21 protein-coding genes and 3 riboswitches are annotated in these 22,593 nt (G+C 66.9%); of the genes, 17 read left to right on the plus strand and 4 right to left on the minus strand.

Annotated elements, in window-relative coordinates; genetic code table 11:
- The first annotated feature begins 11 nt into the window (after positions 1–11).
- Positions 12–974 (plus strand): threonine-phosphate decarboxylase CobD, encoded by a 963-nt coding sequence (gene cobD, locus IVA75_RS38000; RefSeq protein ID WP_247288988.1) that lies wholly within the window; start codon positions 12–14, stop codon positions 972–974.
- Here the strand turns inward: cobD and IVA75_RS38005 are convergent.
- Complete coding sequence (locus tag IVA75_RS38005; RefSeq protein WP_247288990.1) at positions 963–2,411, minus strand: cobyric acid synthase; 1,449 nt, start codon at positions 2,409–2,411, stop codon at positions 963–965. The two genes, cobD and IVA75_RS38005, sit on opposite strands and share 12 nt — an antisense overlap.
- 9 nt (positions 2,412–2,420) lie before the next feature.
- A complete protein-coding gene (gene cobO, locus IVA75_RS38010; RefSeq protein ID WP_247288992.1) occupies positions 2,421–3,056 on the minus strand; it encodes a cob(I)yrinic acid a,c-diamide adenosyltransferase in 636 nt (211 codons plus the stop codon).
- A 40-nt stretch (positions 3,057–3,096) separates the two neighbouring features.
- A riboswitch (cobalamin riboswitch) is annotated at positions 3,097–3,315 on the plus strand.
- 94 nt (positions 3,316–3,409) lie between these two features.
- On the opposite strand from cobO, the gene IVA75_RS38015 reads away from it, so the two are divergent.
- Genes IVA75_RS38015 through cobJ form a run of 7 tightly spaced genes read left to right on the plus strand, consistent with a single transcriptional unit; the run spans position 3,410 to position 11,324 of the window.
- Positions 3,410–3,793 carry a DUF1636 domain-containing protein gene (locus IVA75_RS38015; protein ID WP_247288996.1) on the plus strand — a complete coding sequence of 128 codons (384 nt, stop codon included), beginning with the start codon at positions 3,410–3,412 and terminating at the stop codon, positions 3,791–3,793.
- Positions 3,790–4,824 carry a cobalamin biosynthesis protein CobW gene (gene cobW, locus IVA75_RS38020; RefSeq protein ID WP_247288998.1) on the plus strand — a complete coding sequence of 345 codons (1,035 nt, stop codon included), beginning with the start codon at positions 3,790–3,792 and terminating at the stop codon, positions 4,822–4,824. The genes IVA75_RS38015 and cobW overlap by 4 nt, the downstream gene beginning before the upstream one ends.
- Positions 4,824–8,072 carry a cobaltochelatase subunit CobN gene (gene cobN, locus IVA75_RS38025; protein WP_247289000.1) on the plus strand — a complete coding sequence of 1,083 codons (3,249 nt, stop codon included), beginning with the start codon at positions 4,824–4,826 and terminating at the stop codon, positions 8,070–8,072. Before cobW ends, cobN begins: the two co-directional genes overlap by 1 nt.
- The gene (gene cobG, locus IVA75_RS38030; RefSeq protein ID WP_247289002.1) at positions 8,069–9,232 is read left to right on the plus strand and encodes a precorrin-3B synthase; all 1,164 of its coding nucleotides are present in this window, start codon (positions 8,069–8,071) and stop codon (positions 9,230–9,232) included. Before cobN ends, cobG begins: the two co-directional genes overlap by 4 nt.
- Positions 9,232–9,861 (plus strand): precorrin-8X methylmutase, encoded by a 630-nt coding sequence (locus tag IVA75_RS38035; RefSeq protein WP_247289003.1) that lies wholly within the window; start codon positions 9,232–9,234, stop codon positions 9,859–9,861. The genes cobG and IVA75_RS38035 overlap by 1 nt, the downstream gene beginning before the upstream one ends.
- Entirely contained in the window at positions 9,862–10,593 is a 732-nt protein-coding gene (locus IVA75_RS38040; protein WP_247289004.1) for a precorrin-2 C(20)-methyltransferase, read from the plus strand.
- Positions 10,590–11,324 (plus strand): precorrin-3B C(17)-methyltransferase, encoded by a 735-nt coding sequence (gene cobJ, locus IVA75_RS38045; protein WP_247289005.1) that lies wholly within the window; start codon positions 10,590–10,592, stop codon positions 11,322–11,324. Before IVA75_RS38040 ends, cobJ begins: the two co-directional genes overlap by 4 nt.
- Here the strand turns inward: cobJ and IVA75_RS38050 are convergent.
- Positions 11,300–12,046 carry a cobalt-precorrin-6A reductase gene (locus IVA75_RS38050; protein WP_247289006.1) on the minus strand — a complete coding sequence of 249 codons (747 nt, stop codon included), beginning with the start codon at positions 12,044–12,046 and terminating at the stop codon, positions 11,300–11,302. The two genes, cobJ and IVA75_RS38050, sit on opposite strands and share 25 nt — an antisense overlap.
- Here IVA75_RS38050 and cbiT point away from each other — a divergent pair.
- From cbiT to cobT, 8 genes are all read left to right on the plus strand, one after another.
- Entirely contained in the window at positions 12,045–13,226 is a 1,182-nt protein-coding gene (cbiT, locus tag IVA75_RS38055; protein ID WP_247289007.1) for a precorrin-6Y C5,15-methyltransferase (decarboxylating) subunit CbiT, read from the plus strand. The genes IVA75_RS38050 and cbiT overlap by 2 nt on opposite strands.
- Entirely contained in the window at positions 13,223–13,591 is a 369-nt protein-coding gene (locus IVA75_RS38060; protein WP_247289008.1) for a cobalamin biosynthesis protein, read from the plus strand. Before cbiT ends, IVA75_RS38060 begins: the two co-directional genes overlap by 4 nt.
- On the plus strand, positions 13,588–14,370 hold the full coding sequence (gene cobM, locus IVA75_RS38065) for a precorrin-4 C(11)-methyltransferase (RefSeq protein ID WP_247289009.1): 783 nt from the start codon (positions 13,588–13,590) through the stop codon (positions 14,368–14,370). Before IVA75_RS38060 ends, cobM begins: the two co-directional genes overlap by 4 nt.
- Positions 14,370–15,680, plus strand: a complete 1,311-nt coding sequence (locus IVA75_RS38070) for a cobyrinate a,c-diamide synthase (protein ID WP_247289011.1) — start codon at positions 14,370–14,372, stop codon at positions 15,678–15,680. The genes cobM and IVA75_RS38070 overlap by 1 nt, the downstream gene beginning before the upstream one ends.
- A complete protein-coding gene (cobA, locus tag IVA75_RS38075) occupies positions 15,677–16,408 on the plus strand; it encodes a uroporphyrinogen-III C-methyltransferase (protein ID WP_247289012.1) in 732 nt (243 codons plus the stop codon). Before IVA75_RS38070 ends, cobA begins: the two co-directional genes overlap by 4 nt.
- A gap of 45 nt (positions 16,409–16,453) precedes the next feature.
- A riboswitch (cobalamin riboswitch) is annotated at positions 16,454–16,674 on the plus strand.
- Between the two features lie 36 nt (positions 16,675–16,710).
- Positions 16,711–17,388, plus strand: coding sequence for an energy-coupling factor ABC transporter permease (locus IVA75_RS38080; RefSeq protein WP_247289014.1), 678 nt, complete (start codon positions 16,711–16,713; stop codon positions 17,386–17,388).
- Between the two features lie 45 nt (positions 17,389–17,433).
- Positions 17,434–18,183: a precorrin-6A synthase (deacetylating) gene (gene cobF, locus IVA75_RS38085; RefSeq protein WP_247289016.1), complete on the plus strand. Its 750-nt coding sequence runs from the start codon at positions 17,434–17,436 to the stop codon at positions 18,181–18,183.
- Between the two features lie 15 nt (positions 18,184–18,198).
- Positions 18,199–19,251, plus strand: coding sequence for a nicotinate-nucleotide--dimethylbenzimidazole phosphoribosyltransferase (cobT, locus tag IVA75_RS38090; protein ID WP_247289018.1), 1,053 nt, complete (start codon positions 18,199–18,201; stop codon positions 19,249–19,251).
- Here the strand turns inward: cobT and IVA75_RS38095 are convergent, their stop codons facing one another.
- Positions 19,252–19,824 carry a histidine phosphatase family protein gene (locus IVA75_RS38095; RefSeq protein ID WP_247289022.1) on the minus strand — a complete coding sequence of 191 codons (573 nt, stop codon included), beginning with the start codon at positions 19,822–19,824 and terminating at the stop codon, positions 19,252–19,254.
- A 72-nt stretch (positions 19,825–19,896) separates the two neighbouring features.
- Positions 19,897–20,099: riboswitch (cobalamin riboswitch) on the plus strand.
- Positions 20,100–20,215: 116 nt separating this feature from the next.
- Between IVA75_RS38095 and IVA75_RS38100 the strand changes: the two genes are divergently transcribed.
- On the plus strand, positions 20,216–22,588 hold the full coding sequence (locus IVA75_RS38100) for a TonB-dependent receptor (RefSeq protein ID WP_247289024.1): 2,373 nt from the start codon (positions 20,216–20,218) through the stop codon (positions 22,586–22,588).
- The last annotated feature ends 5 nt before the right edge of the window (positions 22,589–22,593 follow it).

Genomic DNA, 22,593 nt, shown 5'->3' on the forward strand with positions numbered 1-22,593 from the left:
AAGAAGAGCACATGCGCGAGCACGGTGGAAATCTCGATGAGGCCCAGCAGCGCTTCGGCGGTCGCGCGGAGGACTGGATCGATCTGTCGACCGGGATCAACCGTCTGCCTTATCCCGTTGGCGAGGTGAGTTCGCGCGCGTGGAGCGCGTTGCCGTCGCGCGCCGAGATCGAGGCTCTGCATCGGGCGGCGCGGCACGCTTACCGCACGAGCGCGGCGGTTGTCGCGCTTGGCGGCGCACAGGCCGCAATTCAATTGCTGCCGCAACTCGCACCACCCGGCCGCGCGCGCATCCTCGCGCCGACCTACAATGAATATGCCGGGGTCCTCTCGGCCGCGGGCTGGGAGGTCCAGGAGGTCGGGGAGCTCGACGCGCTGGTCGGCGCCGACCTCGCCATTGTCGTCAATCCCAACAATCCCGACGGCCGATGTCATACGCCAAAGGATTTGCTGGCGCTGCTGCCACGCGCCGGCCGTCTTGTCGTCGACGAGAGTTTTGCCGATGTGGCCCCGCAGCTATCGCTTGCATCCGAGGACCGGTCGGGGCTGCTGATCCTGCGCTCCTTCGGAAAGTTTTATGGCCTTGCCGGCCTGCGGCTCGGCTTCGCGCTCGGCAATGCGTCCGACATCGCCAAGCTTGCGGCGATGTCGGGACCTTGGCCGGTCTCGGGAGCGGCAATCGCGATCGGTTGCCGCGCTCTGCATGACGATGCCTGGGCCGAGGCCACGTCCGTGCGGCTCGCGCGTGACTGCGCTCGCCTCGATGGCATGGTGCAGGCGCAAGGCTGGACGGTCATTGGCGGGACGCAGCTGTTTCGTCTCTACGCGACGCCTGACGCGCTTGCCGCGCAGGAGAAGCTGGCGCGTCGCCATATCTGGTCGCGCGTGTTCGCACGGGAGCCGACATGGCTGCGCCTCGGGCTTCCAGGCGGCGAATCCGAATGGTCGCACTTGGCCGAGACGCTAGCGCGCTAGCGCGAGCAGGCCGTCGACGTCGAGATGGGCTTCGATATGATCGGCGAGCGCATCGAGCGCGCTCTCGACCCTGGCGTGATAGGGCTCGTCGCCTGCGGGAATGTCGAGCTTCGCCAAGAAGGCTTTACGGAAATCATCCGACGTGAACAGGCCGTGCAGGTAGCTGCCTTGCACATGTCCCTCGCGCGAGATCGCGCCTTCCGGTTCGCCATTCAGCCTTGCGAATGGCCGTGCGCGATCCGGCCCATCAGTGCGGCCGATGTGGATTTCATAAGCATTAATCGGCTGATCTGTCGCGGCATGCACGGCCGCGACACGCGTCAGCGTCTTCTCTGGGCTCATCACCGTTTCGACATCCAGAAGCCCGAGACCCGGTGTGTCGCCGGCGGGGCCTTCGATCCCATCGGGATCAGTGACGCTGTGTCCGAGCATCTGATAGCCGCCACAGAGGCCGAGCACATGGCCGCCTCTGCGGTGATGCGCCAGAAGATCGATGTCCCAGCGTTGCGCGCGCAGAAAGGCGAGATCGCCGCGGGTGGATTTCGAGCCGGGGATGATGACGAGCCTGACGTCGCCGGGAATGGCCTCGCCCGGCCGCACCATCACGAGATCGACGCCAGGCTCGAGCTTGAGCGGATCGAGATCGTCGAAATTGGCAATCCGCGACAGCGCGAGACAGGCGATCTTGCATTGGCCCGGCTTGCGCGCATCGCTCAGGCCCAGCGCATCCTCGGCCGGCAGCTCGCCGGCGCGCGCGAACCAGGGCAGCACGCCAAAGCCGCGCCATGCGGTCTTTTTTTCGATCAGCTTATAGCCGTCGTCGAACAGCGTGGGATCGCCGCGGAACTTGTTGATGACAAATCCCTGGATCATCGCGGCATCATCCGGGTCGATCACCGCCTTGATGCCGACGAGTTGCGCGATGACACCACCGCGGTCGATGTCGCCGACCAGCACGACCGGCACATCGGCCTTGCGCGCAAAACCCATATTGGCGATGTCGGCGTTGCGCAGGTTCACCTCGGCCGGACTGCCGGCGCCTTCCACCAGCACGAGATCGGCGCGCGCCTTCAGCCGCTCGAAGCTCTCCAGCACAGCGCCCATCAATGACGGTTTCATCGCCGCATATTCACGCGCACGCGCGGTCGCGATGCGTTTTCCCTGCACGATCACCTGCGCGCCGACATCCGTCTCGGGCTTGAGCAGCACCGGGTTCATGTCGGTGTGCGGCTCGACGCCGGCGGCGAGCGCCTGGAGCGCCTGGGCGCGGCCGATCTCGCCGCCGTCGACCGTGACAGCCGCATTGTTCGACATGTTCTGTGGCTTGAACGGGAGCACGCGCAGGCCGCGTCGCACAAAGGCGCGCGCGAGGCCGGCGACGATGAGCGACTTGCCCACGTCCGAGCCGGCCCCCTGGATCATCAATGCGCGCGCCATCGCGAGTTCTTAGAACTCGACGCCGGCTTGCGCCTTGATGCCGGAGCGGAAGGGATGTTTGACCAGCGTCATCTCGGTGACGAGATCGGCGATCTCGATCAGCTCGTCCTTGGCGTTGCGTCCGGTGAGCACGACATGCGTCATCGGCGGCTTCTGCGTCGTGAGGAATTCGACGACCTCCGCGATGTCGAGATAGTCGTAGCGCAGCGCGATGTTGATCTCGTCGAGCACGACCATGCGGAGATTATGGTCGAGGATCAGTTCCTTGGCCTTCTCCCAGCCGGCGCGGGCGGCGGCGATGTCGCGGGCGCGGTCCTGCGTCTCCCAGGTAAAGCCTTCGCCCATGGCGTGGAATTGGCAGAGGTCGCCGAAATGGCCCGTGAGCATGCGGCGCTCGCCGGTATCCCAGGCGCCCTTGATGAACTGCACGACCGCGCAGGGGAAGCCGTGGGCGACACAGCGGACGATCATTCCGAAGGCCGAGGAGGACTTGCCCTTGCCTGCGCCGGTGTGGACGATGATGAGGCCCTTTTCGCCGCTCTTGGTCGCCATGATCTTGTCGCGGGCGACCTTCTTCTTCGCCATTTTCGAGGCGTGACGGGCGTCGGTTTGGTCGCCCGTCTGGGTATCCGGTTCTGACGTCATCGGACGGGGTCCTTCGGCTTGACAAGAGGCGGTCGGGGGCAAATGGTGACCCGGCGTTGGTTCCTGTCCTACGACAGGCGAAGAGGGAATGCGATAGGGTCCGAATCGGCAAGATTTGGTTCCAAAATGCAGCCGCCCCCGCGACCGTGACCGGAGAGATGCCCGAAGCCACTGATCCCCTGGGGATCGGGAAGGCGGGGATCGAAGGGGAAACCCTGCTCCGGAAGCCGGGAGACCTGCCAGCGCGGACGATTTTGGACCGGCGGACGGGGTGTTCCGCGACGGGGAAACGGGCCTTCGCAAGAACGGTTCGTGGGCCTCTTCGCTTCCCGCTGTTTATTCTGGAAGAAGCGATGACCGTCACACTTCATGTCTGCATCACCTGCCGCGCCGGCCAGACGCTTGGCGAGGGCGAGACGACGCCCGGCAAGCGCCTGCATGGTGCGATCCTCGAGGCCGGCGTGCCCGATGGCGTCAGCGTGGTTCCGGTCGAATGCCTGTCTGCATGCAACCAGGGTTGCTCGGTCGCGCTCAGCGCACCCGGCCGCTGGTCCTATGTCTATGGTCGCCTCTCGGATGCGCATGCGAGCGACGTGGTCGCGGGCGCCGCGGCCTATGCGGCCGCACCCGATGGCCTCGTGCCCTGGCGCAGCCGCCCGGAGATCTTCCGCAAGCAATCGCTTGCCCGCATTCCCCCCATTCTCCCCTTGGCCGTCGTGCCGGAGGCCGCCGAATGAATTCGCTCGCAAAAGTCCCCGTCACGGTCGTCACGGGCTTTCTCGGCTCCGGCAAGACCACGCTGATCCAGCATCTGCTTGCCAACGCTAACGGCAAGAAGCTCGCGGTGCTCGTCAACGAGTTCGGCAGCGAGGGCGTCGATGGCGAGATTCTGAAATCCTGCGCCGATGCGAATTGCCCGGAAGAGAACATCATCGAGCTCGCCAATGGCTGCATCTGCTGCACCGTCGCGGACGATTTCATTCCGACCATGGAGAAGCTGCTGTCGAGGCCGGTCAGGCCCGACCACATCCTGATCGAGACTTCGGGCCTGGCACTGCCGAAGCCGCTGCTCAAGGCATTCGACTGGCCGGAGATCCGTTCGCGCATTACGGTCGATGGTGTGATCGCGCTTGCCGACGCCGAAGCTGTTGCTGCGGGCCGTTTCGCGCCCGACCCCATTGCGGTCGAGGCGCAGCGCGCGGCGGACGGCAATCTCGACCATGAGACGCCGCTGTCGGAAGTGTTCGAGGACCAGATCGCCTGCGCCGACATCGTGCTGCTGACCAAGGCCGATCTTGCGGGTGCGGCAGGGCTCGAAGCAGCCAAAGCGGCGATCACCGCCGAGATGTCGCGCCGCGTGCCGATGCTGGCGATTACCGACGGCGCGATCGACGCGCGCCTCATCCTCGGTCTCGGCGCTGCCGCCGAGAACGATCTCGCCGCGCGTCCCTCGCATCACGACGGCGAAGAGGATCACGAGCACGACGATTTTGCGTCCGTCGTGATCGATCTTCCTGAAGTCACCGACATCGACGCGCTGGTTGCATCCGTTCAGCGTCTGGCGCGCGAGCAGAATGTGCTGCGCGTCAAGGGTTACATCGCGGTAGAGGGCAAGCCGATGCGTCTCTTGCTGCAAGCGGTCGGCGAGCGCGTGCGGCACCAGTTCGACAAGCCCTGGGGCGCGGGTGCGAGGCGGTCAAAGCTGGTCGTGATCGGCGAGCACGGAAACATTGATGAAGCCGCGATCAAGGCGGGACTCGGTATCTGATGCACGTCGTCTTCCGCGAGAGCCGCGGTCTCGAGGAGACCGCGATACCAAGGGACATCGGCCAGGACCCGGCCGATCTCGTGGTGCTCTCGTATTCGGATTCCGATCTTGCCACATTCGCGGCCGGCTGGCGCCGTGGCCGCGACAGCCTGCCGTCGCTACGGCTCGTCAATCTCGCAGAACTCCGTCATCCGCTCTCGGTCGACACCTATATCGAGCGCACGCTTGCGCAGGCGCGCGGCATCCTCGTGCGCCTGATCGGCGGGGAATCCTACTGGTCGTATGGGCTCGCGGCCCTGCAGCAACTGGCGAAGGAGCGCGGCATCGTGCTGGCGGTGCTGCCGGCCGACGGCCGCGACGACACGCGTCTGGACGCGTATTCGACCCTGCCGGTCTCGACGCTGCGGCGGCTCAAGGTGCTCTGCGACACCGGCGGCCCCGTCGCATCGCAAGCCGCGATCGCGCAGCTTGCGCTGGCTTCGGGCCTCTATGCCGGCCCCGTGATCGGCGAGACGACCGTGCCCGAGATGGGCTTTTACGATCCGGCGCGCGGCGTCATTGCCGCGCCGGCGTCGGGTGAGGGCAGGCCGCGCGCGCTCGTGGCCTTCTATCGCTCCTATCTCACCGCTGCCGACACTGGCCCGGTCGATGCCCTGATCGCCGCATTGCGCGAGAAGGGGTTCGACGCGCATGGTGTGTTCGTCACCTCGCTGAAGGCTCCAGGCGTTGCGGATTGGCTAGGGGAATATCTCGCGCAAAATCCTCCTGCCGCGATCGTCAATGCGACGGCGTTCTCGGCGATGGGCGACGACGGCACGACGCCGTTCGATGCCGCATCCTGCCCGGTGTTCCAGGTCGCGCTCTCCACGGCACGCCGCGAGGACTGGGCGAGTTCGCTCCGCGGCCTCTCGCCCGGCGACCTCGCGATGCATGTGGTGCTGCCCGAGGTCGACGGCCGCCTGTTTGCGGGCGTGGTGAGCTTCAAATCGGCAGCGATGCGCGATCCCGATTTGCAATTTTCGCATCTGGCACACAGGCCGGACGAGGAGCGCGTGAAGGCCGTGGCCGCGCGCGTTGCGGCCTGGCAGCGCCTTGCGGAGAAGCCCGTCGCTGAGAAGCGGATGGCGCTCGTGCTCTCCAATTATCCGGGCCGCCCGCATCAGATCGCGCATGCGGTGGGTCTCGATGCGCTGGCGTCGGTCGACGCATTGGTGTCCGACCTCTCGGAGGCCGGCTTCGATGTTGCGCCGGTCCATGGACTGGGCGAGACGCTGCTCAAGCAGACCTTGAGCGGGAGCGTCGCCGATTACCGTGCTGCGCTGTCGCGCCTTCCGCAAGTGTTGCAGGATGATCTCGCGCAAGCCTGGGGCGCGCCGGAGAACGATCCGGGTTGTCGCGACGGCGCGTTTCATTTCGCCGCGATTCAGTGCGGCCGGTCGATCATCGCGGTTCAGCCGGAGCGTGGCGATGCGACCACGCGCGATGCCGACTATCACGATCTCGCGCGCACGCCGCGCCACGCCTATGTCGCGTTCTATCTCTGGCTCCGAGGGCAGCGCTGTGATGCCGTCGTGCATATGGGCGCGCACGGCACGCTGGAATGGCTGCCCGGAAAATCGGTGGCGCTGTCGCAGGCGTGCTGGCCGGAAGCCCTGATTGGCGATCTGCCCGTCATCTATCCCTTCATCGTCAACGATCCCGGCGAGGCCGCGCAGGCCAAGCGGCGCCTGGGTGCCGTCACGATCGGCCATCTGCCGCCGCAGCTCGCAGCATCAGCGGTGCCGGACGGATTGCGCAGGCTTGAACAGCTCCTCGACGAGTACTCGACCGCCGATGGCCTCGATCCCGCCCGCCGCCAGCGTCTGATCGCCGCGATCCGCGACGAGGCGCGCGCGGCAGGCCTCGAAGACGATCTCGGCCTCGATGCAGCCGCCGCACCGGCCGAAGCGATCCCGCGGATCGACCGCTTCGTCTGCGATCTCAAGGAAAGCCAGTTCGGTGACGGCCTCCACGTGTTCGGCCGTGGCGCCTGCGGCGACGCGGAGCGCGACGCTTTGCGGGCCGCGCTTGCAGGACAGCGCGTCGCGCCGGGGCCGTCAGGCTCACCCTATCGCGGCCGGCAGGACGTGCTGCCCACGGGACGCAACCTTTTCGCCATCGATCCGCGCGCGGTACCGACGCCGTCGGCGCATGCGCAAGGCATCAAGCTCGCCGAAGAATTGCTACGTCGTCATCTGCAGGATCATGGCGACTGGCCAAAGGGACTTGTCGTCGACCTCTGGGGCTCGGCGACGATGCGCACCGCGGGCGAGGAGTTTGCCATGGCGCTGCATCTGGCCGGCCTCGCACCGCGCTGGGATCACGCTTCCGGCCGCGTCACCGGCTACGACATCATCGCGCCTGCCGAGCTTGGCCGGCCCCGCATCGACGTCACGCTGCGGGTCTCGGGCCTGTTTCGCGACGTCTTCTCAGGTCTTGCGCAATTGTTCGAGGCGGCAGCCGAGGCGCTGTCGGCCCGCGAGGACGAGGGCGACGAAAATCCATATCGCCATCGCACATCGCGCGTGTTCGCGCCGCGTCCCGGACAATACGGCGTCGGCCTCTCGGCAATCCCGGACGCCTTCACGCCCGAGACGCGCGAAGCCGCCGGCGAAGCCTGGCTCTCGGCATCGTCATGGGCGTTTTCGGCCGATGGCGAGATCAGGCTCGATCGTGCCGGTATCGAGAAGCGGCTCGCATCCGCCGATGCTTTCGTGCACGTGCAGGATTTGCCGGAAACCGATCTTCTGCTAGCGGCCGACTATGCCGCGCATGAGGCCGGCATTGCGGCCGCCGCGGCACATCTCGGTGCGGCAGGGCCATCGCTCTATCATCTCGATGCGACGCGCCCCGAGCAGCCGCATGCGCGTACGCTGACCGAGGAAATCTCCCGTGTCGTCCGCGCGCGCGCGGCCAATCCGGCCTGGATCGCCGGCATGATGCGCCACGGTTTTCGCGGGGCGGCCGAGATCACCGCAACGCTCGAGCATATGGCCGCCTTCGCGCATCTGGCCGGCGCCGTGCCACCGCATCTGTTCGACCTCTACTACGATGCGACGCTCGGCACCGACGACGTCCGGGCCTTCATGGCCCGCGAAAATCCGGCGGCGCTGGCGGCGATGGAGACGTGTTTCACGCGCCTGCATGAGGCCTCGCTCTGGCGAACGCGCCGCAATTCGATTGCGGCTGCGCTGCGGGAGGCGTCATGAGCGCTTCCGTGGTCAAGGGCTGGTGTCCCGGCGCGCTGCGCCCCATGCAATCGGGCGACGGGCTCGTGGTCCGCGTGCGTCCGTTCGGCGGACGGCTGGAAGAGACACAAATCTCCGGACTGGCTCATCTCGCCGAACGCCATGGCAACGGCCTGGTCGACGTGACCAGCCGGGCCAATCTCCAGATCAGGGGCGTCAACGAGACCAGCCACAGGCTGCTACTCGACGGACTTGCGCAACTGGCGCTGCTCGACCCGGATGCTGAGACCGAATCCCGTCGCAATATCCTTGTGACGCCGTTCTGGCGTGCCGGCGACGCGACCCAATCGCTCGCCGCCGAGCTCGAGGAGGCGCTCGCCGATAGCTCGCTCGAACTTCCAAGCAAGTTCGGCTTCGCCATCGACGACGGCACCTCACGCGTGCTTGCGGGCGATTCCGCGGACGTGCGGATCGAGCGCGATCATTCCGGCGCACTGCTGGTCCGGGCTGATGGCGACAAACTCGGCCGCTCCGTCGTGCGTGGCGAGGCCGTGACCACCGCGCTCGCATTCGCCGACTGGTTCGTGATCTCAGGCGGCGTCAGAGGCGGGCGAGGGCGGATGGCGGCGCATCTTGCCGCTGGCGCAATCCTGCCGGAGGCATTGCGCGGCGAGGCCGAGCCGGCGCCGATCATGGCCGCGGCGCGTCCCGGCCTCTATGCGCAAGGTGCGATGGTCGGCGTCGCCTTCGGGCAGATGGCGCATGCGACGCTCAACCAGTTCGCCGGTTGCGGACATGCGCTGCGCATGACGCCATGGCGGATGGTTTTGAGCGAGGGCAAGCGCGCGATGCCGAGCGCGACCGGTCTCATCACCGAGGCCTACGACCCTGCGCTGCGCGTCATCGCTTGCAGCGGTGCGCCACGCTGTCGCGAGGCGCATGCCGATACCCGCGGCCTTGCCGCGGCCCTGGCGCCGAACATCGGCGCGGCCGCACGGCTCCACGTCTCCGGCTGTGCCAAGGGCTGCGCCCATTCCGGTCCGGCCGCCATCACTCTGGTCGCGACCGGCGCAGGCTTCGATCTCGTGCGCGCCGGGTCGACACGCGATGAGCCCATCCTGCGCGGGCTGAACCGCGACGACATCGTCAGAGATCCCTCCATCTTGATGGGAGGGCACTGATGCCGCACATTTACGAGACCGACGGCGCAGCGATCTACCGGCAGTCCTTTGCGACCATCCGGGCTGAAGCTGATCTTGCGCACTTCACGCCGGACGAGGAGCAGGTGGTGGTGCGGATGATCCATGCCGCCGGCATGGTCGGCCTCGAAGCGCATATCCGCTTCACATCAGGCATGGCGGTCGCCGCCCGCGCGGCGTTGCAGAAGGGCGCACCGATCCTGTGCGACGCGCGCATGGTCTCCGAAGGAATTACGCGCGCGCGGCTTCCCGCCGCCAACGCCGTCATCTGCACGCTGGGCGACGAGACCGTTCCTGCGCTCGCGCAGTCCATGCGCAACACCCGTTCGGCTGCGGCCCTGGAGCTGTGGCGGCCGCATCTCGACGGCGCGATCGTGGCGATCGGCAACGCGCCGACTGCGTTGTTTCATCTCCTCAACATGCTGGAGGACCGGAGCTGCCCGCGGCCCGCGGCGATCATCGGCTGTCCCGTCGGCTTTGTCGGCGCAGCCGAATCCAAGGCTGCGCTGATGGCCGATCCGAGCGTCGCCGCGCTGACGGTCGAGGGCCGCCTCGGCGGCTCCGCGATCACGGTCGCCGCCGTGAACGCGCTGGCGAGCCGGAGCGAATAGATGGGACGCATCATCTGCTGCGGTCTCGGCCCCGGTGATCCCGATTTGATGAGCGTGCGCGCCGATCGCACGGTGCGCGGCGCAAAGCATGTCGCCTATTTCCGCAAGAAGGGCCGGCCCGGCCAGGCGCGCCGCATCGTCGAGGGCATGTTGGCGGCCGACGTCACCGAATATCCGATGGAATATCCGGTCACCACGGAAATCGCCTTCGACACGCCTGAATATGTCCAGCTGCTTGCCGGCTTCCACGACGAATGGGCGGAACGTCTGGCCCGGCTGGCGCGTGCGGTCGACGTCGTCGTGCTCTGCGAGGGCGATCCTTACTTCTACGGCTCCTTCATGCATCTGCACACGCGCCTGCAAGGCCGTGTCGAGATCGAGGTGATCGCCGGCATTCCCGGCATGGTCGGCTGCTGGAATGGCGTGGGACAGCCGATCGCGCTCGGTGATGACGTGACGACGGTGCTCATGGGCACGCTCGCCGAGGCCGAGCTCGAGCGCCGCATGCGCGATTCCGATGCGCTCGTGATCATGAAGACCGGGCGCAATCTGGCAAAGGTCCGCCGCGCGCTCGCTGCCGCCGGACGGCTGGATGACGCCTGGCTGGTCGAGCGCGGCACCATGCCGGGCGAGCGCGTGGTGCGGCTCGCGGAGATCGATGCCGCCGACTGCCCCTATTTCGCGATCGTGCTCGTGCACGGCAAGGGCCGGCATCCGGACGCCGCCGAATGACGGGCACGCTGACCATCGCGGGCCTCGGGCCGGGCAGCGATGCGCTGGTGACGCCCGAGGTCTCCGCCGCGCTTGCCGCCGCGACCGACATTCTGGGCTACGCGCCCTATGTCGCGCGCGTGCCAGCGCGGGCAGGGCTCACTTTGCATCCTTCCGACAATCGCGAAGAGCTGCAGCGCGCAAGCGAGGCACTGCGGCTCGCGGCCGAAGGCGGGCAAGTCGTCATCGTGTCCTCGGGCGACCCCGGCGTCTTCGCGATGGCTTCTGCCGTGTTCGAGGCGCTCGAACACGCGCCGCAATGGCAGGAGCTGCCGATCCGTGTGCTGCCTGGCGTCACTGCAATGCTGGCGGCTGCCGCGCGCGCCGGCGCGCCGCTCGGCCACGATTTCTGTGCAATCAACCTGTCGGACAATCTCAAGCCGTGGGCGGTGATCGAGAAGCGCCTGCGGCTCGCCGCGGAAGCCGACTTTGCCATTGCGATGTATAATCCGCGCTCGGCGAGCCGGCCGGAGGGATTTGGCCGTGCGCTCGCAGTGCTGAACGAGGCCGGCTGCGGCGAACGGCTCGTGATCTTCGCGCGCGCGATCAGCGCCGCCGATGAAAAGATCGAGACCGTCAGGCTGAACGAAGCGACACCTGAAATGGCCGACATGCGCACGCTGGTGATCGTGGGCAACTCGCAGACACGCCGCGTCGGCCGCTGGGTCTATGCGCCGAGGCAGGTGCGATGACCGAGCCATTGCATGATCTCGGCCACGCCCTCGACCCGCAATCTTTCCGGCAGTTGCGGTCGTGCGATCATGATCACCGGCAGGCCGAGTACCCGCGCAGCGTCGATCTTGGCGCGCGCGCCGTCGCCGCCCGAATTGCGGGCGACGATCCGGGTGATGCTGCGTTTGCGCATCATCTCCAGCTCGCCCTCAAGCGTGAATGGCCCACGCGACACGATCACGTCCGCGGCAAAGGGCAGGGGCGCATCGGGCGGATCGACGAATCTCAACGTGTAGGCGTGCTGCGGCCTGGTCGCGAACGGTGCGATGTGCTGGCGGCCGATCGCGAGGAACACATTTGCCGCCGCCTCGGGCAGTGCGGCGACCGCGGCGTTGACATCAGGTATTTCGATCCAGTTGTCGCCGGGCGCTTTGGTCCAGGGCGCCCGCTCCAGAGCGATCAGCGGCGTCCCGGTTTCCGCGCATGCCGCGACCGCATTGCGGCTCATCTCGGCGGCAAAGGGATGGGTCGAGTCGATCACGTGCGTGATCTCTTCCCGACGAATGTAATCGGCAAGACCGCCGACGCCGCCAAAACCGCCGATACGCGTCGGCAACGGCTGACCGGCGGGCGCGCGGGTGCGGCCGCCATAGGAATACACAGCGTCAATGCCGGCGCGCGCGATCTCCGCCGCGAGCAGGCTCGCGTCGGCCGTTCCGCCCAGAATGAGGGCGCGCGTCATGGCTGATCCCTGGCTGACCATCATCGGTATCGGCGAAGATGGCCTTGCCGGGCTGCCCGAGGCAAGCCGAAAGGCGCTCGATGTTGCCGAAACCGTGTTTGGCGGTGAACGGCATCTTGCGCTTGCCGGCGTGACCGGGCGCGGCCGTCCATGGCCGGTGCCGTTCGATGCAGATGTCGTGCTGAGCTGCCGCGGCAGCCCGACGGCGGTGCTCGCCTCCGGCGATCCGTTCTGGTACGGCGCCGGCGCGAGCCTCGCCGAAAGGCTGGGCGCCGGCGAGTGGATTGCGCATTCCGCGCCGTCAACGTTTTCGTTCGCCGCCGCGCGACTGGGCTGGCGCCTCGAAGCAATTGCCTGTCTCGGTCTCCACGCCGCGCCATTCGAGCGTCTGGTGCCGCATCTGGCGCGAGGCGCACGCATCATTTGCCTCGTGCGCGACGCGAAGGCGGCAGGCGATCTCGCGAAATGGCTGACGGCGCGCGGATGGGGTGCCTCGACATTCTGGACACTCACCGCGCTTGGCGGGCCGCGCGAAATTATCAACGCGCATCGCGCCGACAGTTTTGCCGGCGATCTTGCCGGGAGCCTGGTGACGGTGGCGGTGGAGGCGAGAGGAGCGCAGGGTCTTCCCCGCAGCTCGGGACTATCGGACGAACTCTTCGTCCATGACGGCCAGATCACCAAGCGTCCGATCCGTGCGCTCGCGCTCTCGGCGTTGGCGCCGCGTCCCGGTGAACGGCTGTGGGACATTGGCGCGGGCTCGGGTTCGATCTCGGTCGAGTGGACGCTGTGCGGCGGCACCGCGATCGCCGTCGAGGCGCGCGAGGATCGCGCCGCCAACATTCGCAGCAATGCAGCGGCGTTCGGGTTGGCACATCGGATCACAGTCATCACGGGAAAGGCGCCTGAAGTCCTTGCTGACCTGGACGCACCTGACGCCGTGTTCATCGGCGGCGGTCTCGACATCGCGATGTTCGACGCGGTCTGGTCGCGGCTCTCGCCCGGTACGCGGTTGGTCGCGCATTCAGTAACGTTGGAAACGGAAGCGCTGCTGGGTGAGCTGCACCAGCGCCACGGCGGTGAACTGATGCGCGTGGAGATTGCGCACGCCGCTTCCCTCGGCCGCTACCGGTCCTGGGAGGCGGTGCGGCCCGTGGTGCAATGGAGCGCGGTCCGATGAAGGTCGCCGGGCTCGGATTCAAAAAGGATGTCACGCTGGCCTCGCTGCGTGAGGCGCTTCTGGCGGCCGGTGGTCCCGAAGGCCTCGCAGCAGTGGCGACGGTCAGCGACAAGGCCGACGCGGAGGTTCTGAAGCAGCTCGCGCGCGAATGCGGCGTGCCGATCAAGGCGGTCGCCGCCGAAATGTTGGCCGGCATCGACACGCCGACGCAGTCAAACCTCATCGCGAAAAAGTTCGGAACGGGATCAGTCGCCGAAGCGGCAGCGCTTGCGGCAGCTGGACCTGGCGCGCGATTGATCGCGACGCGGGTGGTCTCGCAGGATCGCACCGCGACCGCGGCGATCGCGGAAGGAGACGGCGCATGACGGTGCATTTCATCGGCGCGGGGCCGGGCGCCCCTGATTTGCTGACATTGCGCGGCCGCGACCTCATCGCCGCCTGTCCGGTCTGTCTCTATGCCGGCTCGCTTGTCCCCGAAGGCGTACTGGCGCATTGCCCGCCCGGCGCGCGGATCGTCAACACCGCGCCGCTCTCGCTCGATGAGATCGTCGCGGAGATCGCCGCCGCACATGCCGACGGCAAGGACGTTGCGCGGCTGCACTCGGGCGATCTCTCGATCTGGTCAGCGATGGGCGAACAGCTTCGCCGCCTGCGCACGCTCGACATTCCCTACACGGTGACGCCTGGCGTTCCCTCTTTCTCGGCCGCCGCGGCTGCGCTGGAGGCCGAGCTGACGCTGCCCGGCCTTGCCCAGACGGTGGTGCTGACGCGCACGCCGGGACGCGCCAGTGCGATGCCCGAAGGCGAGAAGCTCGCCGCCTTCGCCGCCACCGGCGCGGTGCTCGCGATTCATCTGTCGATCCATCTGCTCGACAAGGTCGTCGCCGAACTGACGCCGCATTACGGCGCGGATTGTCCGGTCGCGATCGTCTGGCGCGCGAGCTGGCCCGACCAGCGCATCGTCCGCGCCACGCTCGCAACACTCGACGCGGCTGTCGGCAGCGAGATGGAGCGCACCGCGCTCATCCTGGTCGGCAAGACGCTGGGCTCGGCGGTTTTTTCCGAGAGCCGTCTCTATGCAGCTGACTATGACCGCCGCTATCGCCCCGTGGGCGCCGAGCCGCGCTTTCCGGAGGTGTCCTGATGGCGGCAGGGCTCGTCATCTCCGCGCCAGCCTCGGGCGTCGGCAAGACCACGCTGACGCTTGCGCTCGCGCGCGCCTGGCGCAACAGCGGATTGCGGGTGCAGTGCTTCAAGAGCGGCCCCGATTACATCGATCCCGCGTTTCATGCCGCCGCTACGGGACGCGCCTCGGTCAACGTCGACAGCTGGGCGATGGGTCGCGGGACAATCTCGCATCTCGTCAGTCGCGGCATTGACGCCGATGTCGTGCTGGCCGAAGGCTCGATGGGCCTGTTCGACGGAGTGGCTGCGCGTGGCGTCTGCGGCACCGGGGCGACCGCCGACATCGCGGAGATGCTGGACTGGCCGGTGCTGCTGGTGATCGATCCCTCGGGACAGGCACAAACTGCGGCGGCAATCGCGGCGGGCCTTCGTGACTACCGTCCCGGTGTGCGCCTTGCGGGCGTCGTGCTCAATCGCGTTGCCAGCCCGCGCCATGAAGCCCTCGTGCGGCGTGCGCTGCTGGACGCCGGCATCGCCGTGTTCGGCGCGCTGCCGCGCCATGCCGAGATCAGCCTGCCGAAGCGGCATCTCGGCCTGGTGCAGGCTGAGGAGCAGGCGGAAATCGGCAAACTCATCGACGAGGCCGCACGCTTAGTCGCCGAGCATGTCGATCTCGACGCGGTGCTGCGTTCGGCTGCCACCTGGTCGCCGCAACCTGCCGCAAGCGGCGTGAACGTGACGCCGCCCGGCCAGCGCATTGCGCTTGCCCGTGACGCCGCGTTCTCCTTCGTCTATCCGCATATGCTGGAAGCGTGGCGCGCGGCGGGCGCGGAGATATCGACATTCTCGCCACTGGCGGACGAGGGCCCTGATCCGAGCGCGGATGTGTGCTGGCTGCCGGGCGGCTATCCCGAGCTGCAGGCCGGCAAGATCGCGGCCAATGCGCGCTTCCGCAGCGGATTGCGGGCCTTCGCGGAAACGCGCCCGGTGCATGGCGAATGCGGAGGCTATATGGTGCTGGGCACCGCTTTGACCGACGCCGACGGCATCCGCCACGAGATGACGGGCCTGCTTGGCCTGGAGACGAGCTTTGCCAAACGCCGCATGCATCTGGGCTATCGTCTGGCCGAACTCGCCGCGCCGATGCCGGGCCATCAGGCCGGTGCACGCCTGCGTGGCCACGAATTCCACTATTCGACGATCGTCGCGCAGCCCGATACGCCGCTGGCGGTCGTGCACGACGCGACAGGCGCGGTCATCGCCGAGACCGGCTCGCGGCGGGGACAAGCCACCGGCACGTTCTTCCACCTGATCGCGGAGGACCGGTGAGCGGTTTTGTGTCCTTTGTCTCCGCCGGGCCCGGCGATCCCGAGCTCCTCACGCTCAAGGGTGCCGCGCGGCTGCGCGAAGCTGATGTCGTGCTCTATGACGATCTTGCTTCGGGGGCGATCCTCGATCTGGCCCGGCCCGGCGCCAATCTCGTCGCGGTGGGAAAGCGGGCAGGGCGCGCCTCGACCAAGCAGCACCACGTCAACCGCCTGCTGGTCGACTACGCCGCAACAGGCGCGCGCGTGGTGCGATTGAAGTCGGGCGATGCCGGCATCTTTGGCCGGCTCGAGGAGGAGCTCGAGACGCTGCGTGAAGCGGGCATCGGCTACGAGATCATTCCCGGCGTCACGTCGGCCTGTGTCGCCGCCGCGCAAGCCGGCATTCCGCTGACCCGGCGTCACACCTCGCGCCGCGCGCAGTTCGTGACCGGGGCGGACGTCACCGGCGAGCTGCCGCCAGACCTCAATTGGGCGGCGCTGGCCGATCCGGAGGCGACGACCGTGGTCTATATGGGCCGGCGGACGTTTCCGGCGCTTGTCGTCAAATTGATCGAGCACGGGCTTGCCCCAACCACGCCGGCGTTGTTTGCCGAATCGCTCGGCCGTCCCGATGAGCGGCTGGTCCGCACCACCATTTCGGAACTTGCCGAGCAGCTTGCGCGGGGCGGGGCGGCCTCCACGGCGGCCGTCATCCTGTTCGGCGCGCTGGCGGGGGATTATCGGTCATGACGGTCTCGGCCGCCCTTCGCCCCTTGACGCCCGGCTGGCGAAAGGGGCACACAGGAGAGGCATGGTGCTCGACGCGGCGCAAAGCGCCGGAGCATAATCGGGAATGGGGATGGGCGGACCCAGTTGCGGCGCCCAAAACCCCAGCCGCCCCCGCGACTGTAAGCGGTGAGGGACTTCGATCAGCCACTGGGCCGCAAGGTTCGGGAAGGCCGGAGACTCCCAGTGAACCGCGAGCCAGGAGACCGGCCGTGCACGTTTTGAGGCCAAGGCCGTCGGGTGTGACGGCAAGAAGGATCTGAGCCATGCATATCGAACCCGGACTAGTCTCGGACGCCAAGCTCGTGCTGAGTTACGCAACCGGCATCGCCGTTGGCGGCGTTGCCTTGAAGCTCGCGGTCGAGACCGTGCGCGAGCAGGGCATCGCGTCGTTCGCGGCGCGCACGCTCGCCACCACGGGACTCGTGTTTATCTTCTTTGAGATCCTGCCGCACTTCCCGGTCGGCGTCTCCGAAGTGCACTTCATCCTCGGCTCGACCTTGTTCCTGCTGTTTGGAGCTGCGCCTGCGGCCTTCGGCCTCGCGTTCGGCCTGCTGTTCCAAGGCATCTTCTTCGAGCCGCGCGACCTGCCGCAATATGGCATGAACGTCACCACGCTGCTGGTGCCGCTGTTCGGGATCCAGGCGATCGCCACGCGGATCATTTCGAGCAACACGGCCTATGTCGATCTGAAGTACCGCCAGGCGCTGGCGCTTTCGACGACCTATCAGGCGGGTGTCATCGCCTGGGTGGCGTTCTGGGCGATTTATGGCTCCGGCTTCGGTGCGACCAACCTCGCCAACATCGCGACCTTCGCGGCGTCCTATGCGCTGGTCATCGTGATCGAGCCGCTCGCCGATCTTGGCGTGCTGGCGCTGGCGAAGTCGCTGCGCGGCGTCACCGCGCCCAGCCTCGTCACTCCGCGTTTGCACAACGCGGCCTAGAGACAAGCGAATGGGCGGCCGGTATGGCCGCCCTTCGCAGCTACGATGCTCACGCTCTCCCTGATAGGCATCGGTTGCGGCGATCCCGAGCAGCTCACGCGCGCCGCGATTACTGCCATCAACGCGGCCGATCTCCTCCTGATCCCGCGCAAGGGAACCGCAAAATCCGATCTCGCCGATCTCAGGCGGACGATCTGCGCCGATGTGCTCACCAGCGACACGCCCCGTATCGCCGAGTTCGATCTGCCCGTGCGCGCCGCCGCTGAAGCGGACTATCGCAAGGGCGTGGACGATTGGCACGATGCCGTGGCCGCTGCCTGGTCGCAGACGATCGCAGATCATCTCGAAGGCGAGGGCACGGTCGCGCTGCTGATCTGGGGCGATCCCTCGCTTTACGACTCCTCGCTGCGCATTGCGCGGCGGCTCAATCCCTCGCCAAAGATCGAGGTCGTGCCCGGCATCACCTCGATCCAGGCGCTGTGTGCGGCGCATGCGCTGCCGCTCAATGACATCGGCGAGCCTTTTCTGGTCACGACGGGACGTCGCTTGCGCGATGGCGGCTGGCCGCAGGGCGTCGATACCGTGGTGGTGATGCTCGACGGCGGCACGGCGTTCCAGTCGCTTGATCCGGCGGGCCTGCACATCTGGTGGGGGGCCTATCTCGGCATGCCCGATCAGATCGTGATGTCCGGCGCGCTGGCCGAGATCGGCCCGCGCATCGTCGCCGTGCGGCAAGAGGCGCGCGAACGGCACGGCTGGATCATGGACAGTTACATCCTCAAGCGCAGGCTGTGAGGCAAGCGAGGCAGCATGCTCCCCGAATGGGTCACCCAACAATGCCCCGACATCTCCGCAGTCCACCGCGAAGCGGCGGTGGCGCGGCAGGCGCAACTGACGAAACCGACCGGCGCGCTCGGCCGGCTCGAGCAGCTCGCAATCGAGCTTGCCGGTCTGCAAGCGACCGAGCAACCGCGCGCGGCGCGGGTGCCGATCATCATCTTCGCCGGCGATCACGGTATCATCGCGCAGGGCGTCTCGGCCTATCCGCAGGAAGTGACCATCGCGATGCTGGCGAACTTCGCCTCCGGCGGTGCCGCGATCTCGGTGCTCGCGCGTGAGCTGGGCTCCAGCCTGGAGGTCGTCGACGCCGGCACGCTGGCGCAGGAGGAGATGGCTGGAATCGTGACCGACAAGCCGCGCAGCGGCACGCGCGATTTCAGCATCGAAGCCGCGCTCACCCCCGCAGAGCTGGCATTTGCGTTCGAAGCCGGCCGACGTGCGGTGACGCGCGCGCAGGCCGGGCAGCCCGATCTTCTGATTTTCGGGGAGATGGGCATCGGCAACACCACGACGTCGGCGGCGATTGCGGCGAGCCTGCTCGGCGTGAGCGCGGAGGAGATCGCGGGCAGCGGGACCGGCGTTGACGCGGCCGGCCGTGTGCACAAGGCGCGGGTGATCGACGTTGCGATTGCACGCCATGGCATTGCGGGCACTTCGCCGGAAAAGATCCTGTGCGCCGTCGGCGGTCTCGAAATCGCGGCGATTTGTGGTGCGATCATCGCAGCAGCGCAGCGCCGCATCCCCGTGTTGATCGACGGCTTTATCGTGTCGGTGGCGGCGCTGGCGGCGGCGCGGCTCAACCCCTCGTGCCAGCCGTTCCTGCTGGCTTCGCATCAATCCGCCGAGCAGGGCCATCGGCTGGTGCTTCGTGCGCTGAACGTGCAACCGCTGATCAGCCTCGATCTCAGGCTCGGCGAAGGATCGGGCGCGGCAATCGCGCTGCCGCTGGTGCGGTCGGCCTGTGCGCTCCACAACGGCATGGCGACCTTTGCGCAGGCCAATGTGCCTGATCGTCCGGCCTGATCAAATCATCGGTTGATTGACGCAGACGACGCGCCAGCCGGTCGCGAGCCGGTCGATCCTCGTCAGCGACAGCGGATCGATCACGAAGCGCAGGGCCGCTTGTGGCGTCAGGTCCAGCGCGATGCACAGGGCCGCGCGGATCGTGCCGGAATGCACGACGAGCGCTGCGGCCCCGGCGCCGACCCTCGACAGACCCAGCCGGACCCGCGCGACCTGTTCCTCGAAGCTCTCGCCGCCCGGCGGCCGTCCGCGCGCAGGATCGCTCCAGAACTGTGCATAGGCCTCGTCACCGGTCGCGGCGAGTTCGTCATGCCGACGGCCGGTCCAGTCGCCAAAGTTCTGCTCGCTGAATTCGTCCAGCTGCAGCGGCTCGAGCCCCAGCGCGCGGGCCGTTTCGAGCGTGCGCCGTGACGGGCTCGCATAGCTCGTGGCGTCCCGCGGCAGGCGCTGCCGCAGCGCCTCCAGCTGCGCGCGAGCGCCGAGATCGGCCGGCGCATCGGCCGCATGGATCGTCCCCGTGACGCCATCGACGGGCGCGTGCCGTATCAGCCAAAGGAAGGTCTCGCCTTCCATGCTTATCTCCAAGGAAACTGGTCGTTGTGGCAATAACGCCGCAACTGGCACATTGACTCTGTCTGGATCGTAATCCTAGATGCTCGCGACGGTTTCCCCGAGAGGGGATGAAAAGGGAATGCGGTGCGGGGACATTGTCCTCAATGCCGTGGCTGCCCCCGCAACTGTAAGCGGCGAATCTTGCATCACATGCCACTGGGTATCTCGGTCCCGGGAAGGCGACGCAAGGTAGTGACCCGCGAGCCAGGAGACCTGCCGTCAGCCGTGGTCACACGCGAAGATGTCGGTCGGGGAGTACAGACATTCGGCTTCATCGGAAGGCTTATGAGCCGGAAGATGGGACCTTGGTTCGCGGTGACGTGCCACTGACGTCACTCCGAGGTCCAAGACCGTGTATTCCCTTTGTATCGTACGACCACGCCGTTTCCTACTGGCATGCGCCGCTCTCACATCTTTCATCGCCATCGACATGCCAGCGGCCTTGGCGCAGCAGGCCCGCGAGCCACTGCCGCCCGTCGAGGTGTCGGCGCCACAATCCCGCAGGCAGGCCAGCCCGGCCGGACGGGACGCGCAGAGCTCACGCCGCGCAGCAGCGCGCCGGCCGGAGACTGCATCCGCAGTGCCCAAGCCTGTCGTGCCGACTGCGGCAGCACAGACGCCGCTCAATACCAATGCCGTGGCCGAAAGCGCCTCGCGCCTTGGCCTGACCGTTCGCGAAACGCCCGCGACCGTGGAGGTGATCTCGGCCGCAACCATGCGCGAGCAGGGCTATCGCACCGTGTCCGACGTCGCGCAGGGAGCGGTTGGCGTCACAGCCGGCGACAATCCGGCCGAGCCGTCGGCTTTCTCCATGCGCGGCTTCACCAACAGCCAGATCAACACGCTCTACAACGGCATCAAGATCGGCCCGCAGAACATGACCTCGCGGATCACCGACACGGCCAACCTGGAGGCTGTCGAATTCCTGAAGGGTCCGGCGTCACTGATGTCAGGCGAGGGCGCCGCCGGCGGCGCGATCAACTTCGTCACCAAGCAGCCGCACACCAGTCCGATCCGGAACGAGGCGGATTTTTCCTGGGATTCGCTGAACTCGTTCCGGGCGCATTACGGCTCGGGCGGCAGCACCAATGTGCAGGGACTGGACTACCGCTTCGACGTCAGCCGTTCCTCGCTCAACGGCTTTGCCGACGACACCAACACCAAGACGCTCGACGTCTCGGGCCAGCTCAACTACCGCATCTCCGACAGTCTCAAGGTTTGGGGCGCGATCGAATACCGCGAGGATCGCTCGAAAGCCTACTGGGGTGCGCCACTGGTACCGATCGCCTTCAGTGGTTCGCACGCGACGACGGGGATCGTGTCCGGCAATTACGTCTCGAACTACAACAAAACCAATCTCGGTGCGGTCACGATCGATGACCGCACCTTCAACACCAACTACAACGTCTTCGACAACAAGAACGTCGCGCAGGAGGTGTGGTTGCGCGGCGGTTTCGAGCTGAAGCTCGCGCCAGACCTGACGCTGAAAAGCCAGGCCTATGGTTATGGCGCAGAGCGCACATGGTTCAACAATGAGGTCGAGGCGTTCAATGCCAGTTCGGGCCTCCCTAACTCGAACATGGTGGATCGCGAGCGTTTCTACGTCGCGCACAGCCAGCGCCTGGTCGGAAACATCACCGACCTGATCTGGGATGCGAATATCGCCGGCTTCGACAACCGCCTGGTCACGACGCTATCGTCGAGTTACCTCGACTTCGTCAGGCCGGGCGCCGCAAATTTCCCCGATGATTCCGTCTCGCTGGTCAATCCCGATCGCGGCTATTACGGCTTGCTCACGACTAAGCAGCAGACCGCGCGGATCGACAACGAGGCGCTGTCGTTCGAGGACCGGTTGAAGTTGACACGGACCTTTGCGCTAGTCGGCGGCCTCCGCGTCGAGCATATCGGGCTCGACCGCAACTCGACCGACAAGACCGGGCTCGTGAATGCGGGTTTCCCGTTCTCGCAATCCTGGGTCCCGACGACGGGCCGTATCGGCTACACGTGGGAAGCCGTTCCGGGCCTGACCTTTTTCAGCCAATACGCGACCGGCGCCGACATCGCAGCCAACAACATCTTTCTGCTCAATCCGACCGATCCGCTCAACCTGACCACCGCGCGCACCTACGAGACCGGCGTCAAGCACCTGTTCTGGGACAATCGGGCGGAGTGGTCGTTCTCGGCCTATGACATCTTGCGCAAGAACGTCTATGCGGCGGCAGGCGGCATGCAGCTCAACCTCGCCGGGCGGCAGGAGTCGAAGGGCGTCGAGCTTGCCGCCTCGGTGCGTCCGATCGAGCCGCTGCGCCTCTGGGGCAACATCGCCTATGTCGACGCCCGCTATGCCGATTACGATTTCGTCGGCGGCTCGTTCTCCGGCAATACGCCGCCGAACGTGCCGCGCGTCGTCGCCAATGCCGGCGCGTCGTACCGGTTCTTCGCGCCCTGGGCGGTTGAGCTCGGCATCATCGGCCGCCATGTCGGCGACCGCTACAACACCGATGCCAATGTCGTGACGCTGAAGGCCTATACAGTGGCCGATGTCTACGCCTTCGTCGATATCCCGAAGACGGTGTTCAACGCGGTCGATCAGGCCCGCCTGACCTTCCGGGTGCGCAACATCGCCGACAAGCGTTACGCGATCTGGGGCGATCCGTTCTATCCAGACCAGATCCTGCTGGGCGCGCCCAGGACCTATGAGATCTCGGCCGCGTTCAAATGGTAGGACGC

The sequence above is a fragment of the Bradyrhizobium sp. 134 genome, from assembly GCF_023074155.1.
Lineage (GTDB): Bacteria > Pseudomonadota > Alphaproteobacteria > Rhizobiales > Xanthobacteraceae > Bradyrhizobium.

Coding starts and splice junctions, on each gene's coding strand:
- cobD (WP_247288988.1), top strand. CDS start 12: ATGCGCGAGCACGGTGGAAATCTCGATGAGGCCCAGCAGCGCTTCGGC.
- IVA75_RS38005 (WP_247288990.1), bottom strand. CDS start 2,411: ATGGCGCGCGCATTGATGATCCAGGGGGCCGGCTCGGACGTGGGCAAG.
- cobO (WP_247288992.1), bottom strand. CDS start 3,056: ATGACGTCAGAACCGGATACCCAGACGGGCGACCAAACCGACGCCCGT.
- IVA75_RS38015 (WP_247288996.1), top strand. CDS start 3,410: ATGACCGTCACACTTCATGTCTGCATCACCTGCCGCGCCGGCCAGACG.
- cobW (WP_247288998.1), top strand. CDS start 3,790: ATGAATTCGCTCGCAAAAGTCCCCGTCACGGTCGTCACGGGCTTTCTC.
- cobN (WP_247289000.1), top strand. CDS start 4,824: ATGCACGTCGTCTTCCGCGAGAGCCGCGGTCTCGAGGAGACCGCGATA.
- cobG (WP_247289002.1), top strand. CDS start 8,069: ATGAGCGCTTCCGTGGTCAAGGGCTGGTGTCCCGGCGCGCTGCGCCCC.
- IVA75_RS38035 (WP_247289003.1), top strand. CDS start 9,232: ATGCCGCACATTTACGAGACCGACGGCGCAGCGATCTACCGGCAGTCC.
- IVA75_RS38040 (WP_247289004.1), top strand. CDS start 9,862: ATGGGACGCATCATCTGCTGCGGTCTCGGCCCCGGTGATCCCGATTTG.
- cobJ (WP_247289005.1), top strand. CDS start 10,590: ATGACGGGCACGCTGACCATCGCGGGCCTCGGGCCGGGCAGCGATGCG.
- cbiT (WP_247289007.1), top strand. CDS start 12,045: ATGGCTGATCCCTGGCTGACCATCATCGGTATCGGCGAAGATGGCCTT.
- IVA75_RS38050 (WP_247289006.1), bottom strand. CDS start 12,046: ATGACGCGCGCCCTCATTCTGGGCGGAACGGCCGACGCGAGCCTGCTC.
- IVA75_RS38060 (WP_247289008.1), top strand. CDS start 13,223: ATGAAGGTCGCCGGGCTCGGATTCAAAAAGGATGTCACGCTGGCCTCG.
- cobM (WP_247289009.1), top strand. CDS start 13,588: ATGACGGTGCATTTCATCGGCGCGGGGCCGGGCGCCCCTGATTTGCTG.
- IVA75_RS38070 (WP_247289011.1), top strand. CDS start 14,370: ATGGCGGCAGGGCTCGTCATCTCCGCGCCAGCCTCGGGCGTCGGCAAG.
- IVA75_RS38080 (WP_247289014.1), top strand. CDS start 16,711: ATGCATATCGAACCCGGACTAGTCTCGGACGCCAAGCTCGTGCTGAGT.
- cobF (WP_247289016.1), top strand. CDS start 17,434: ATGCTCACGCTCTCCCTGATAGGCATCGGTTGCGGCGATCCCGAGCAG.
- cobT (WP_247289018.1), top strand. CDS start 18,199: ATGCTCCCCGAATGGGTCACCCAACAATGCCCCGACATCTCCGCAGTC.
- IVA75_RS38095 (WP_247289022.1), bottom strand. CDS start 19,824: ATGGAAGGCGAGACCTTCCTTTGGCTGATACGGCACGCGCCCGTCGAT.